General features: G+C 65.7%; 12 protein-coding genes. 8 read left to right on the plus strand and 4 right to left on the minus strand.

What is annotated here, in order from left to right; genetic code table 11:
• Position 1: 1 nt before the first annotated feature.
• From ABD243_RS19275 to ABD243_RS19290, 4 genes are read left to right on the plus strand one after another with little or no spacing between them, the layout of a single operon-like run.
• Positions 2-1,303, plus strand: coding sequence for a protocatechuate 4,5-dioxygenase subunit alpha/beta (locus ABD243_RS19275; protein ID WP_344367982.1), 1,302 nt, complete (start codon positions 2-4; stop codon positions 1,301-1,303).
• 25 nt (positions 1,304-1,328) lie between these two features.
• Complete coding sequence (locus ABD243_RS19280) at positions 1,329-2,282, plus strand: Gfo/Idh/MocA family oxidoreductase (protein WP_344367984.1); 954 nt, start codon at positions 1,329-1,331, stop codon at positions 2,280-2,282.
• Complete coding sequence (locus ABD243_RS19285) at positions 2,279-3,253, plus strand: aldo/keto reductase (protein ID WP_344367985.1); 975 nt, start codon at positions 2,279-2,281, stop codon at positions 3,251-3,253. The genes ABD243_RS19280 and ABD243_RS19285 overlap by 4 nt, the downstream gene beginning before the upstream one ends.
• Entirely contained in the window at positions 3,250-3,948 is a 699-nt protein-coding gene (locus ABD243_RS19290; RefSeq protein WP_344367986.1) for a substrate-binding domain-containing protein, read from the plus strand. Before ABD243_RS19285 ends, ABD243_RS19290 begins: the two co-directional genes overlap by 4 nt.
• 40 nt (positions 3,949-3,988) lie before the next feature.
• On the opposite strand, the gene ABD243_RS19295 is transcribed toward ABD243_RS19290, so the two are convergent.
• Both ABD243_RS19295 and ABD243_RS19300 read right to left on the minus strand, forming a co-directional pair.
• A complete protein-coding gene (locus tag ABD243_RS19295; protein ID WP_344367987.1) occupies positions 3,989-5,269 on the minus strand; it encodes an MFS transporter in 1,281 nt (426 codons plus the stop codon).
• Between the two features lie 33 nt (positions 5,270-5,302).
• Positions 5,303-6,514, minus strand: a complete 1,212-nt coding sequence (locus ABD243_RS19300; RefSeq protein WP_344367989.1) for an MFS transporter — start codon at positions 6,512-6,514, stop codon at positions 5,303-5,305.
• Positions 6,515-6,709: 195 nt separating this feature from the next.
• Here ABD243_RS19300 and ABD243_RS19305 point away from each other — a divergent pair, with 195 nt between their 5' ends.
• The gene (locus ABD243_RS19305; protein WP_344367992.1) at positions 6,710-8,071 is read left to right on the plus strand and encodes an MFS transporter; all 1,362 of its coding nucleotides are present in this window, start codon (positions 6,710-6,712) and stop codon (positions 8,069-8,071) included.
• Positions 8,072-8,142: 71 nt separating this feature from the next.
• Positions 8,143-8,997 carry a helix-turn-helix transcriptional regulator gene (locus tag ABD243_RS19310; RefSeq protein ID WP_344367993.1) on the plus strand — a complete coding sequence of 285 codons (855 nt, stop codon included), beginning with the start codon at positions 8,143-8,145 and terminating at the stop codon, positions 8,995-8,997.
• A gap of 189 nt (positions 8,998-9,186) precedes the next feature.
• Here ABD243_RS19310 and ABD243_RS19315 read toward each other — a convergent pair whose 3' ends face one another.
• Both ABD243_RS19315 and ABD243_RS19320 read right to left on the minus strand, forming a co-directional pair.
• Positions 9,187-9,984: an IclR family transcriptional regulator domain-containing protein gene (locus ABD243_RS19315; protein ID WP_344367994.1), complete on the minus strand. Its 798-nt coding sequence runs from the start codon at positions 9,982-9,984 to the stop codon at positions 9,187-9,189.
• A gap of 123 nt (positions 9,985-10,107) precedes the next feature.
• Entirely contained in the window at positions 10,108-10,944 is an 837-nt protein-coding gene (locus ABD243_RS19320; protein WP_344367996.1) for a shikimate dehydrogenase family protein, read from the minus strand.
• Positions 10,945-11,120: 176 nt separating this feature from the next.
• Between ABD243_RS19320 and ABD243_RS19325 the strand changes: the two genes are divergently transcribed.
• Both ABD243_RS19325 and ABD243_RS19330 read left to right on the plus strand, forming a co-directional pair.
• The gene (locus ABD243_RS19325; RefSeq protein ID WP_344367997.1) at positions 11,121-12,449 is read left to right on the plus strand and encodes an MFS transporter; all 1,329 of its coding nucleotides are present in this window, start codon (positions 11,121-11,123) and stop codon (positions 12,447-12,449) included.
• Complete coding sequence (locus ABD243_RS19330) at positions 12,392-13,156, plus strand: alkaline phosphatase family protein (protein ID WP_344367998.1); 765 nt, start codon at positions 12,392-12,394, stop codon at positions 13,154-13,156. Before ABD243_RS19325 ends, ABD243_RS19330 begins: the two co-directional genes overlap by 58 nt.
• Positions 13,157-13,257: the final 101 nt, after the last annotated feature.

The following is a 13,257-nucleotide window of genomic DNA, read 5'->3' on the forward strand; positions in this document are numbered from 1 at the left end:
CATGGCACTCGACAAGCCGTACAAGGACGTTCCCGGCACGATCATCTTCGACGCGGAGATGGCCCGCAAGGGATACCACCTCAACCAGTTCTCGATGTCGCTGATGAAGCCCGAGAACCGCAAGCGCTACCTGGCCGACCGCGAGGCGTACCTCGATGAGTGGCCCCTTTCGCCCAAGCAGCGCCAGGCTGTGCTGGACATGGACCTCAACGCCATGATGGCCGAGGGCGGCAACATCTACTTCCTGAGCAAGATCGGCGCCACGCACGGCCTGAGCTTCCAGCAGATGGCCGGCTCCATGACTGGCATGTCCGAGGCCGCCTACCGCGACATGATGATCGGCGGCGGACGCCGCCCCGAGGGCAACCGCCTTAAGGACCTCGACGGCTGGGCCCCGCCGGCGCCGCGCGAGAAGTCCGAGACCATGCGCGAGAACGCCCCGGCGAAGTACATGTCGGCGCTGTTCACCTCGCATGTCCCGGCGATCGGTGCCGCGATGGACCTCGGCAAAACCGAGGAGCCGTACTGGAAGAAGGTGTTCTCCGGGTACGAGTGGACCCGCAGGTGGGCCAAGGAGAATACGCCCGACGTCGTCATCCTCGTCTACAACGACCACGCCACGGCCTTCGACTCGTCGATCATCCCCACCTTCGTGCTCGGCACAGGGGCAGAGTACCCGGTCGCGGACGAGGGCTACGGCCCCCGCCCTGTGCCCGACGTGAAGGGCTACCCGGAGTTCGCCGCGCACATCGCGCAGTCGGTCATCCAGGACGACTTCGACCTCACCCTCGTCAACGAGATGGTCGTGGACCACGGGCTCACCGTGCCGCTCTCGCTCGTCTTCGGCGACGTCGAGGAGTGGCCATGCAAGGTCATCCCGCTGGCCGTCAACGTGGTGCAGTATCCGGTGCCTTCCGGCCGCCGCTGCTACGAGCTCGGGCGCGCGCTCCGCCGTGCGCTCGACAAGTGGGACGGCCCGGAGCTCAACGTACAGATCTGGGGCACCGGCGGCATGAGCCACCAGCTCCAGGGTCCGCGTGCCGGCCTCATCAACGAGGAGTGGGACAACGCGTTCCTCGACCACCTCATCGCCGACCCGCTGGGCCTGACCGAGTGGGATCACATGGAGTACGTCGATGAGGCGGGCTCCGAGGGCATCGAGCTCGTCGACTGGCTCATCGCGCGCGGCGCGATGGACGACCAGTTCGGCGGCGAGGCGCCTTCCGTTGACCACCGGTTCTACCACGTGCCGGCGTCGAACACCGCCGTCGGCCACCTTGTTCTCACGAACCCGACCGACTGACCGCATCCGCAACCTAGGAGCCCCCATGACTGACAAGATCCGTGTGGCCGTCGTCGGCGCCGCAGGCGCCTTCGGCATGAAACATCTCGACGGCCTGATGAACATCCCCGATGCCGAGGTGACCGTCGTCAGCGGCACGCGGCTCGAACCGACCCAGGCAGTCGCCGCGAAATACGGCGTCGCCAACGCCGTCGTCGGGCTCGACGCCGTGCTCGAGCGCGACGACGTCGATGCGGTGATCCTCGCGACGCCCACGGGTCTGCACGCCTCGCAGACGCAGGAGGTCCTCAAGGCCGGCAAGCACGTGCAGGTCGAGATCCCGCTCGCCGACTCGCTCGCCGACGCCGAGGCAGCGCTCGCCGCGGCCGAAGCTTCCGACCGCGTCGCCATGGTGGGCCACACGCGGCGGTTCAACCCCTCGCACCAGCTCGTGCACAACCGGATCGCCGAGGGCTCGTTCAACGTGCAGCAGATGGACGTGCAGACGTACTTCTTCCGCCGCACCAACACGAACGCGAAGGGCGAGGCCCGGTCCTGGACCGACCACCTTCTGTGGCACCACGCTGCGCACACCGTCGACTTGTTCGCCTACCAGGCCGGCAAGATCGTGCAGGCGAACGCGATCCAGGGCCCGATCCACCCCGAACTCGGCATCGCGATGGACATGTCCATCCAGCTCAAGAGCGAGTCGGGCGCGATCTGTACGCTGTCGCTGTCGTTCAACAACAACGGGCCGTTCGGCACGTTCTTCCGCTACATCGGCGACACCGAGACCTACATCGCGCGCTACGACGAGCTCTACAACGGCCGTGAGGAGTCGATCGACGTGTCGCACGTCGCTGTCAGCATGAACGGTATCGAGCTGCAGGATCGTGAGTTCATCTCGGCAATCCGCGAGGGACGCGAGCCGAACTCGTCGCTTCGCCAGGTGATCGACTGCTACCGCGTGCTCGGCTCGCTTGAGAAGCAGCTGGCGTGAGGCTGCCCTCCACCGGGCTCGGCTGCATGTCGCTGAGCCACGCGTACGGCGTCCCCCCGTCGCGTGACGAGGGGCTGGCGATGCTGCGCGCGGCTCTTGATGAAGGCATCGGGATGCTCGACACGGCGACGCTTTACGGCGGCGGCCGCAACGAGGAACTTGTCGGTGCCGCGATCGCGGGGCGCCGTGACGAGGTGTTCCTGGCGAGCAAATGCGGGATGGCGTCCGTCGACGGCGTGAAAGTCATCGATGGACGCCCCGATACGCTGCGCGCACAGGTCGATGCTTCGCTGAGCCGGCTCGGTGTCGACTACATCGACCTGTACTACCTGCACCGGTGGGACAAGAAGGTGCCGATCGGCGACAGCGTCGGCGCGCTGGCCGAGATGGTCGCCGCGGGCAAGATCGGCGCAATCGGCCTGTCCGAGGTGTCGGTGGCGCGGCTGCGCGAGGCGCAGGCAATCGCCCCTATTGCGGCCGTGCAGAACGAGTACTCGCTGTGGAGTCGCAATGCCGAGCTTGGCATGCTCGACGCCACTCGCGAGGACGGCGTGACTCTGGTTGCGTTTTCGCCGGTCGCACGTGGCTTCCTCGCGGATGCGATCAAGGACCCGGGCGAGATGGCCCCGAACGACATCCGCCGCAGCATGCCGCGCTTCCAGCCCGAGCACTGGGGTGCGAATGCGGCACTGCTGGAATCCTGGCGGGAGCTGGCTGCGGAGGCCGGTTGCACGCCCGCACAGCTCGCACTGGCCTGGCTGCTCTCCCGCGGCGATCACGTTCTGCCGATCCCGGGAACAACGAGCATCGCGCACCTACGTGAGAACATGGCGGCGGCCGGCATCTCTGTCGACGGCGCGCTGCTGGCGCGGGCCGGCGGGCTGATTGGCACGGCCACGATCTCTGGCGCGCGCTATGCACCGGCATCTGCCGCCGAAGTCGACGCCGAGACCTTCGAGGATGCCGCATGAAGGCGATCTCGTCGATGGCCACCCGCCACGTTCTCGCCGACCTCGCTGAAGCTGCCGCCGCGGCCGGGCTACCGCTTCTACAGATCGAATCCGTCGGCGGAGTGGACGCCGCCCGGCGGGTTGCCGGCGGCGAGCCGTTCGACCTTGTGTTCCTCGCCGTGGACGCTCTCCAACGCCTCGCTGCCGAGCGGCACGTCGATCCGGCCTCCATCACCCCGATCGTCCTGTCGGAGGTAGCCGTAGGCGTGCCCACACGCAGCCCCGATGCAGCCAAACGTCCCGAAGGCACGGCCTTTGCTAATGCCGATGAGCTTCGCAGCGCCCTGCGCACGGCATCCCGCATCGGCTATTCCACCGGTCCGAGCGGAACCGAACTGTTGTTAATGATCGACCAATGGGGCATGACCGATGAGGTCCGCGACCGGCTGGTGCAGGCCCGTCCAGGCGTGCCCGTGGCGCGCCTGCTCGCCGAGGGCGAGGTCGATCTCGGCCTGCAGCAGCTCAGCGAGTTGGTCGGGCAGCCCGGCGTGCGCATCCTCGGCGTCCTCCCCGCCGACTGCGCGATCAGCACGGTCTTCGCGGGTGCTGTCGCGACATCCTCCAGCGACGCGGCGGGCGCGGCGGAGCTGTTGGCCTTCTTCCGCTCCGACCTCGCGGCGTCTATCAAGTCCTTGCACAGTTTTGGCGCGCCCTGAGGTCTCGCTGTGACGGATTGGCTGTTATGACCGCCCTAGTTCACTCTGTTTCTTGGCTGGTCGTTTGTGCCGATATCAGGTGTTCCGCGTTGTCACGCCTTCTGCTTGCAGGAACGACCCAGAGGATTAGCGCGATGGCTGTCGCGACAGCGCCGCCCATCATGATCGCTGTCCATCCTCCGAGCTGCCAGAGAGCGGTCGCGAGCGTCGAACCGGCGGCCCCGCCGATGAAGTTGCTCACCACATACGCCGTATTGAGACGGCTGCGTGCCCCATGGTCGACGGCAAGAACACGGGCCTGAGTCAAGGTCGAGACCGTGCGCACCGCAATGTCCAAAAGGATGATCACTGCGAGCAGCACGATGATGGATGTGGCCCCGATCCAGGCGAGGAAAAAGCACACCAGGGTGAGCGCCAGAGCTGCGCTGATGACGGGCGTGGAGAAGCCTCGATCGTGCAGGCGCCCGGATCGTTGTGCCGCGACGGCGCCGGCGATTCCCGCAAGCCCGACCAGGCCGATCGTGGTGACGGAGTACGAGAACGGTGGGGATGCGAGCAGAAACGTCAACGCCGTCCAGAAGAGCGTGAGCACGCCGAAGGCAGTTCCACCGACGAACAGTGACATGCGAACGGAGGGGTGTCGTTTGATCACGCCGAAGGTGGAGCCGAGCAGGGCGGCGTAACCCAGCTTGGCCCGTGGATCCATCGGTGGAATGGTCCGTCGCAGGAGGACCGCCGAGACAAGGGCCAGGGCGGCAGCTACGGCGTACGGCGCCCGCCACCCGAACGCTTCGGCGAGAAGGCCACTGATCGTGCGCGAAGCAAGAACTCCGATCATCAGCCCCGAGGCGACGGTTCCGATCACGTGTCCGCGCTGGCCCGGCTCGGCAAGGTCACCGGCAAGGGGCGTCAGCAGGGGCCCGGACACTGTTGTGAGGCCAACCAGGACCAGTGCGAAGAGCAACACCTCAAAGGTCGGAGCTACGGCAGCTACAGTAAGGGCGGCGGCGCAAAGGAGCATCATCAGCGGCAGGAGACGTCGTCGATCCACGACATCACCTAACGGAACGATCAGGAAGGTGCCGACAGCGTATCCGACCTGCGCGGTCGTGACCAGCAACCCGGCGGTCCCAAGCGAGGTTCCGAACGAGGACGCTATCTCCTCAAGCAGCGGTTGTGCCCAGTACAGGTTGGCCACGGCTGCTCCACCCGCGACGGCAAAGAGCAGGATCATGGCTTGGTTGATTTGTGCTGGTGCCGGTGCCGGTGCAGTTATTGACTCCAAGGGTTGTCCTTCTGGTCGGTGTTGGCTGGAAAGCATCCGCCGTGATTCCTGCCGGAATCGTGGACGGACTTAGAGGCTGGCTTCGGCGCCATGTTGGGACGTTGCCCGGGTACGGGCCAGGACCGGGAGCGTCAGTAGACCGAGGACTGCCATGATGATCGCGATGGTCAGCGGGCCCAGGACGCCCAGCGTCGATTCGAGCGCCTTCGCGCCAAACCAGGTGCCGATTGCCGTTCCACCGTTAAACGCAGATACGGAAACGGCGGCAGCCAATGTTGGCGCACCGTGGGCGAAGCGGACAGCGAGTCCGGTTCCGACGGGCGGTATGCCCATACCGGCAATGCCCAGCAGGAACATGAGAACAAACATGCCAAAGGCGTTCGTTGAGAAGGGGACGAGCAGCCCCATCAGCACCACGGTGCCTGCGGTGGCTGTGATGAAGGTGGTGACCGGGTGTTTGTCGGCGTACCGTCCGGCAAGGTTGGTTCCGATGATGGCGCCGAGGCCGAAGACAACGAAGAGCAACGGCACTGCCCAGGTCGGCATTCCTGCACGGTCAGTGGCCAGCGGGGAAAGATAGCTGAAGGCTGTCATGTAGCCGCCGGTGGCAAGAACGGTCGCGATGACAAGAATGGCCATCCGGCCGGTCATGATCGCCCTTACTTCGGCACGCACGGATGGCACGTGGGAGCGGGTGTCTGCGGGCGTGAACCGCGCAATAACGGGAGCTGCGAGGAGAGACAGGATCGCCAGGGCCCAGAATGTCCCTCGCCAGCCAAGGAGCTGGCCGGCGAAGGATCCGAGCGGGACGCCCGCAACGGTGGCAAGGCCGACGCCGCTCATCATGACACCCAAGGCACGGGAGCTGTTGGCCGGGCCGGCCGCCTGCGTGGCGACGACAGCGGCCACGGACCAGAATGCCCCTGCCGCCAGGGCAGTGATGACACGCGCGAGGAGAACGATCCCGAAGTCGCTTCCCAGCGCCGCCATGACGTGTCCGGCCGCAAAGACCACCAGCGCGAAAACGAGCGTGGCGCGCCGCGGCAGGCGCAGGGTCGCCAGAGCCATGACAGGGGAACCAACGATCATTCCGACCGCGAAGGCCGTGATCAAGAGCCCGACCTGGGCAAGACCGACGCCCAGATCGGCCGCGATCTCCTGGAGAAGTCCCGCGACGATGTACTCGGTAGTGATCATCAGGAACGTGCCCAACGCAAGCAGCGGAACGACGAACGGGAGCCGTTGCCGGGTCGGCACCGCCGGAGTAGTGGATGTCGTCATACGCGCAAAACTTCTTTCGGTGGAGTGGAGGCCGGAACCGATAGGTTCCGTCCCTTCGACGATCCCGTACCTGCCCTGCGCAGAGAAGGCCCTGTTGAGACATGGTCTGGCAGGTCCTGTTTCGTCTCTTCCGTTCCTCGTAACGTCAGCAAGGCGGGCCATTGGAGAACGCCGAACCCTTGAGAAGGAATGTCTTTGAACACCACCACCACACTCACCCCAGCGGGAGTCCGTCATTCAAAGGCAGCGCTGCTCGCCGCCGTCACCGGATTTTTCGTCATCACGCTCGATGCCGTGGTGGTCAACGTCGCTCTGCGCCAAATCAGCCTCGACCTCGGTGCGACGATCACCGGTTTGCAGTGGATCGTTGACGGATACACGTTGTTGTTCGCCTCGTGCTTGTTATCGGCCGGAGCGTTTTCTGACCGGGTCGGAGCCAGGCGTGCTTACGCAATCGGCATGGCCGCGTTCGTGGTCACCTCGCTGGGATGCGGACTCGCGCCCACCGTCACTGTGCTGATTGTGGCAAGGATCCTCCAGGGAACTGCGGCGGCAGTGATGCTTCCCGCATCGATGGCGTTGATCGGCGAAGCCTTTCCCGACCCCATCAAGCGTGCACGCGCTGTCGGGATGTGGGCCATGGGAGGGGCACTGGCTTCAATCTCCGGACCCGTGCTGGGCGGTCTGCTTTCGCTCGTCGACTGGCGGTTGATTTTCCTGATCAACCTTCCAGTCGGGGCGGCGGCATTGCTGCTGCTCCGGCGCGTTCCACGCTCGCCCCAACGGTCCGTCCCTGTCGACTGGGCCGGACAGGTCACTGCGATCACCGCCATGGGTGCCCTCACCTACGGTGCCATCGAAGCCGGAGCTGCCGGCATCACGGCACCGCCAACGATCGTTGCATTTGGCTTGTTCGTCCTTGCAGGTGCAGGCTTCGTCGTTTCGCAGCGCCGCGGAGCGCACCCCATGGTGCCGCTGCCGCTGCTGGGCAACCGGACCCTGGCTGTGTCCACGGGCATTGGCTTTTCCTACATGGTGGGCTACTTCGGCCTGCCGTTCGTCATGAGCCTCTACTTGCAGCAGGAACGCGGGCTCTCACCGGTGGAAACCGGAGCGGTCTTCGTTCCCATGATGCTCGCTGGCGCGATCCTCACGCCATTCATCGCCGGACTGTCCCAGCGCTGTGGCGCACGCACACTCATCGCCGGCGGGATGGGCCTGATGGCCACAGGACTCACCCTTATCGCCCTCCTGCCGGCCGCCATGCCGGTCTGGGTAGTGGCCGCTGTGATGATCCTTGTGGGTCTCGCCGGCCCCCTGGTCATCCCGACCATCACCGCCGTCCTGCTGAACAACTTCGATTCACAGCGTGCGGGCACCGTGAGCGGCATCTTCAACACCAGCCGTCAAATTGGCGGGGCATTGGCGGTCGCGGTGTTCGGCTCCCTGCTCGCCCGCTCGACCACCTTCCTTCAAGGCTTCTCCACCAGCCTGCTGATAGCGGCCGGTCTCGCCCTGGCAATGGCAACCCTCGCCACCCGTTTGCCGCGGCGATGAACGCACCTGAGCGTTGGGGGGACCTGACAGGTCCTGTCAGCACCCAAGGCTGCTCGCCTACCCTTGGAGATATGGATTCCCGGTCCGAGATCAGCAGCTTTCTCACGTCCCGCCGCGCCAAACTCACCCCCGAGCAGGCAGGTGTCCCGCTCTACAGCGGAGCCCGCCGCGTCCCCGGCCTGCGACGCGAAGAAGTAGCGCACCTCGCCGGCGTCAGCGTCGACTACTACGCCCGTCTCGAACGCGGCAAAATCTCCGGTGCGTCCCGCGAAGTCATCGAAGCAATAGCCCGCGCCCTGCAGCTCGACGAAGACGAACGCGACCACCTGCTCGACCTCACCCGGATCACCCAACGGCGCGCGCCGCGACGGAAACCCTCCAACCGCAGCACCGTCAGGCCAGGTATCCAGAGTGTCCTGGACTCCATCGATGCCCCCGCATTCGTGCAGAACGCCCGACTTGACCGCCTCGCCTCCAACAGAATCGGCCGGGCACTCTACTCACTGCCTGACGACGGATCCCGCGACCGCTTCAACTACGCGCACTACCTGTTCCTGGACTCACGAGCCCAACGGTTCCACCGCGACTTCGACACCGCCAAACACAACGTCGTCGCGCTCCTGCACGCCGCAACGGCCAAGGACCCCTGCGACAAGGAACTGATCGAGATCATCGGCACCCTCTCGACCCAAAGCAATGAGTTCCGCTCGCTCTGGGCCTCCCACGACGTCTTCCGCTACCGGTCCGGAGCCAAAATGCTCACCCACTCGGCCGTCGGCGACCTCGAATTCGGCTACGAATCATTCGAACTCTCCACAGACCCAGGCCTGGTCATGCTCGTCTACACCGTCGAACCCGGATCCGCGACCGCCGACGCCATGCGAATACTCGCCAGCTGGACCGCACCCACCATCTACTCCCACTGAACCGGTCGCCCTGTGGAGACAGGAACCTGGAAAGGCTCAAGCAGGACCTACCGAGGCGCCGGCTGCAGCCCGTCAGTGAACCGGTGTCGCCAGTCCTGGGGCTACGTCTTGGCAGGCGTCACTTGCGAGCGTGCGACGAGTCCAGATCGCTGGTCCGCAAGAAGGTCGCCTCCGTCCACCAGGTCCGCACTATCGTTGCCCGGCAGCCTTGGACAATCCTGCCTGCCGGCCGCCGAAGTCGTTGCCGATCTGCCGCGCGGCGTCCTGCAGGAGCGGAACGACCGTTTTCTCGATGGCTTCCGCGGGGGCCCGGTGCGTCTGCAAGGAGACGTTGATGGCCGCGACGACGTCGTTGCCGCGCCACACGGGCACGGCCACGCCGCGCAGGCCCTCCTCCAGTTCCTGTGACACCATCGACCAGCCCTTGACGCGGGCTGAGTCTATTTCTGCCCGGAGCTGGTCGACGCTTCCGATGGAACGCTCGGTGAAGCGCTGCAGATGGACCGAGTCGAAGTAGGCCTGCAGTTCCGGTTCTGATAGCGCCGCCAGGAGGACGCGCCCCATCGACGTCGCCCAAGCTGGGAACCGAGTGCCCACACTGATGGAGACGCTGAGCAGCCGCGGAGAGGGCACGCAAGCCACGTAGACGACGTCGGTGCCGTCCAGGATGCACAGCGAGGTTGTTTCGTTGAGCCGCGCTGCCAGGGACTTCAGGTGCGGCTCCGCCACTCTGGGGAGCGTCAGGTTCGCCAGGAATGACTGGCCGATGTCCAGCGAGCGTGGCGTCAGCTCGAACTGCGGGCCGTCGGCGCGGAGGTAGCCCAGATCCGTCAGGGTCAGCAGGAACCGCCGCGCGGAGGCCCGGGTCATGTCCGCCTTGACGGCGACCTGGGAAACGGTCAGCCGCGGAGAGGCCGCGGTAAAGGCGAGCAGGACGTCGAAGGCCTTTTCCACCGACTTCACAAAATACGCCGGTTGCTCCTCCATGGACTCCCTGCCTTCTTGAACCTGCACTAGGGCCGGCAGATACCGAAAGGCTGCAGGCTTTTACGATCATATAAGGCCCCGGACAACGACGGCGGCGCGTGCGTCCCGGCGTCGGGCTGTATGTCAGCTCTTCGTCCGGATGGCGGCGAGCGTGCGCTGTATCAGGGCATCCGCCTGCGGCGCCAGGTCCAGGAGCGGAATCATGGCGGCCGCCTGGGCTCGGAGGTGGTCCCAACCGTCGGCACAGCACAGTCCTTGGTCCCTCGCGGCGGCTATTGTGCCGGTCACGTGTCCGGCGTAGACGAAGTCGTAGACGAACGCGTCCCCGGCCAGCCGGCCCCCGCCCCAGACCGGCGCGTCGTCGCTCCCTTTGCCAACCGGCGTCGCGTTGACGATCAGCGAGGCCCGGGACGCCTGTTCCTGCGCCTCCGCCCACGTGGCCGTCTCCGCGTCCATGCCCAGGCTCGCGCCGAGGGCAAGCAGCTGCCGCGCGGCCCCCGGGTCCCGGTCGGAGATCGTGACCCGCCCGGCCAGCCCCTTGAGCGCCACAAGCGCTGCCCGGGCCGCGCCGCCGGCCCCCAGCATGACCGCATGCCGCTGGTGCCGGCCACCGAGCAGTTTGGCGACGGCGGCAACGTCGGTGTTGTGCGCGGCCAGCCTCCGCCCGTCCCGGATGAGCAAGTTGGAGGCGCCGCTCAGCCGGACCGCTTCGGTCGCAACGTCGGCGGCCTGCGCGGCCCACTGCTTGTGGGGCATTGTGACATTGGCGGCGACGACGTCGGATTCCAGGAGCCGGGCGCGGACCCCGGCCATGGGCACGTCGCGAGGCACATCCCAGGCCTCATAGGCCCAGCTACTGCCGAGTTGTTCGAGGACGGGATTCCACAGCCCCGGCGACATGGCCTGCGAGGCTTCCGAGCCGATGAGGAACAGCCGGGAGGCCGGTGTCTGGTTGTCCATGGTGCCACCTTTCAGGGAGGGGAAGCCGCCGGGCGAAGCAATCAATCGTTGTGAGGCACCTCACGCTGCGGTATGCTATTCCATAATCGCATACCGCACAGCTGCTCGGTATGCGCACACACTAAAAAATCTCCCATCTCCAAATCCCCGTCTTTCAGTGCGGAAGGACCAGCACCATGACCAAACTCGCAACCAGCCCCACGGTCGTAGAAGAGGAGCGTAAGCTCAAGCGAGCCAAGAAGGCGGCCCTGGCCGCGTTTCTGGGCGGCGCCCTCGAGTACTACGACTTCTTCATCTATGCCACCGCGGCATCGCTGATCTTCTCCAAGATCTTCTTCCCACCCGGCGACCCCACGGCCGCCCTGCTGGCATCCTTCGCGACCTTCGGCGTCGCCTACGTGGCACGGCCCTTCGGCGCGGTGCTCTTCGGCCACCTCGGCGACAAAATCGGCCGCAAGTCCACACTGGTCCTGACCCTGGTCATGATGGGCGCTGCAACCTTCCTCATCGGCATGCTGCCCGACTTCAGCACCGCCGGATACTGGGCACCGGCCCTGCTGGTGCTGCTGCGCCTCATGCAGGGCCTCTCCGCCGGCGCCGAAACCGCCGGAGCCTCCGCACTGACCATGGAAGAGGCCCCCACCGGCCGCCGCGGCTTCTTCGCGAGCTTCGCGATGAGCGGCATCTCCTTCGGCATCGTGCTGGCCTCGCTGGCGTTCCTGCCCGTTGCCGCCATGAGCGAAGCCGACCGCCTCGCCTGGGGCTGGCGCATCCCGTTCTGGCTCTCCATCTTCGTCCTGATCGTCGCGTTCCTCGTCCGCCGCACGCTGGAAGAACCTGAGGTCTTCGAAGAAAAGCACGACCACGGCGAACTCGTGAAGCTGCCCTTCGCCAAGATGTTCAAGACGCACCCGGCGCAGTTCTTCCAGGTAGCTCTCATGTCCTTCCAAGTGGTGACCAACACCTTCATGCAGTCCTTCGGCCTGGCCTACGCCGTGTCCGTCGGGGTGAGCGCATCGACCATGCTGACGGTCAGCATCCTCGGCAACGTGATCGCAATCGTCACGCAACCGCTCGCGGCCCGCCTCTCGGACCGGTTCGGACGCCGCATTGTCTTCATCACCGGCGTCATCGGGTCCGGGCTGATGATCTTCGTCTACTTCTCCGTGATCTCCACCGGCAACATCCCCATGATCTTCGTGGCCAGCACGCTGATCACCGCAGGCACCTACGCCGCCTCGAACGCCGTCTACCCGGCCTGGTTCTCCGAGCTGTTCAACGTCAAGGTCCGTTACTCCGGCATGGCTATCGGCCTGCAGATCGGCATCCTCTGCGCCGGCTTCACCCCGCTGCTCGGCACCGCGCTGGTCGGTGGGGACAAAGCCAACTGGGGCCCGGCCGCCTGGATCGTCGCCGCCTCCTCACTCCTGGCCGTCGCCGGCGCCGCATGGGCCCGCGAAACCAGCAAGACCCCGCTGCGCGAACTTGGCAACCCCGTCAACTGACCGTCCAACTGGGCTGCGAAAGCCTCCAATACGGGGGACGACTGCGGGAGAAGAGGAACTCCAGCGATCGTTCTACCGGCAAGACCTGGAAGGGCTACATGGAGGACATGGGCGCTCCCTGCCAGCATCCCGAACTCGATTCCAGGGACGATCGCCAGAGAGCCAAAGTCGGCGACCAGTACGCAACGCGCCACAACCCGTTCGTGTACTTTGAGGAAATCACGTCCTCCCCGGACTGCCAGAAAAACGTCGTGGACTACACCCATTTCGCTAATGATCTGAAGTCCCCGGACACGACACCGAACCTTTCCTACATCACACCCAACCTGTGCAATGACGGGCACGACAGCCCCTGCGTCGACGGCGGGCCGGGCGGCCTCGAAAGTGCCGACAGCTGGCTGCAGCAGCAGATTCCGGCCATCCTGGACTCGCCGGCCTTCAAACAGGACGGGGTGCTGGTCATTACCTTCGACGAAGCCGACAGCAAGACCTCCGGTCCGTCGGGAGTCCCCGGAGGCACGGCTGGCGGGCGGGTCGGCGCGCTGGTGATCTCGCCGTTCACCAAAGGGGGAACAACATCGGACAGGATGTACAACCACTACAGCCTGCTCGCCAGCATCGAGGACATCTCTTCAGTACCCCGGCTCGGATACGCGGGGGCGGCCGGCCAGAACAGCTTCGGCCCGGACGTCTTCAACGCCCGGTAGCCGCCGGTGCCGCCGGGTTTCTCAGCCTTGCCGTTCCCGGTCGTGGGTCCTTGGCTAACATCACCTCGTGCCGCTGGCGCCCGGAGTTGCTCCCTCGCCCC

It is taken from the genome of Arthrobacter humicola (genome assembly GCF_039531445.1).
GTDB classification, from domain to species: Bacteria; Actinomycetota; Actinomycetes; order Actinomycetales; family Micrococcaceae; genus Arthrobacter; species Arthrobacter humicola.

Coding starts and splice junctions, on each gene's coding strand:
- ABD243_RS19325 (WP_344367997.1), top strand. CDS start 11,121: ATGACCAAACTCGCAACCAGCCCCACGGTCGTAGAAGAGGAGCGTAAG.
- ABD243_RS19315 (WP_344367994.1), bottom strand. CDS start 9,984: ATGGAGGAGCAACCGGCGTATTTTGTGAAGTCGGTGGAAAAGGCCTTC.
- ABD243_RS19290 (WP_344367986.1), top strand. CDS start 3,250: ATGAAGGCGATCTCGTCGATGGCCACCCGCCACGTTCTCGCCGACCTC.
- ABD243_RS19275 (WP_344367982.1), top strand. CDS start 2: ATGGCACTCGACAAGCCGTACAAGGACGTTCCCGGCACGATCATCTTC.
- ABD243_RS19280 (WP_344367984.1), top strand. CDS start 1,329: ATGACTGACAAGATCCGTGTGGCCGTCGTCGGCGCCGCAGGCGCCTTC.
- ABD243_RS19320 (WP_344367996.1), bottom strand. CDS start 10,944: ATGGACAACCAGACACCGGCCTCCCGGCTGTTCCTCATCGGCTCGGAA.
- ABD243_RS19330 (WP_344367998.1), top strand. CDS start 12,392: ATGGGCCCGCGAAACCAGCAAGACCCCGCTGCGCGAACTTGGCAACCC.
- ABD243_RS19310 (WP_344367993.1), top strand. CDS start 8,143: ATGGATTCCCGGTCCGAGATCAGCAGCTTTCTCACGTCCCGCCGCGCC.
- ABD243_RS19300 (WP_344367989.1), bottom strand. CDS start 6,514: ATGACGACATCCACTACTCCGGCGGTGCCGACCCGGCAACGGCTCCCG.
- ABD243_RS19295 (WP_344367987.1), bottom strand. CDS start 5,269: ATGCTTTCCAGCCAACACCGACCAGAAGGACAACCCTTGGAGTCAATA.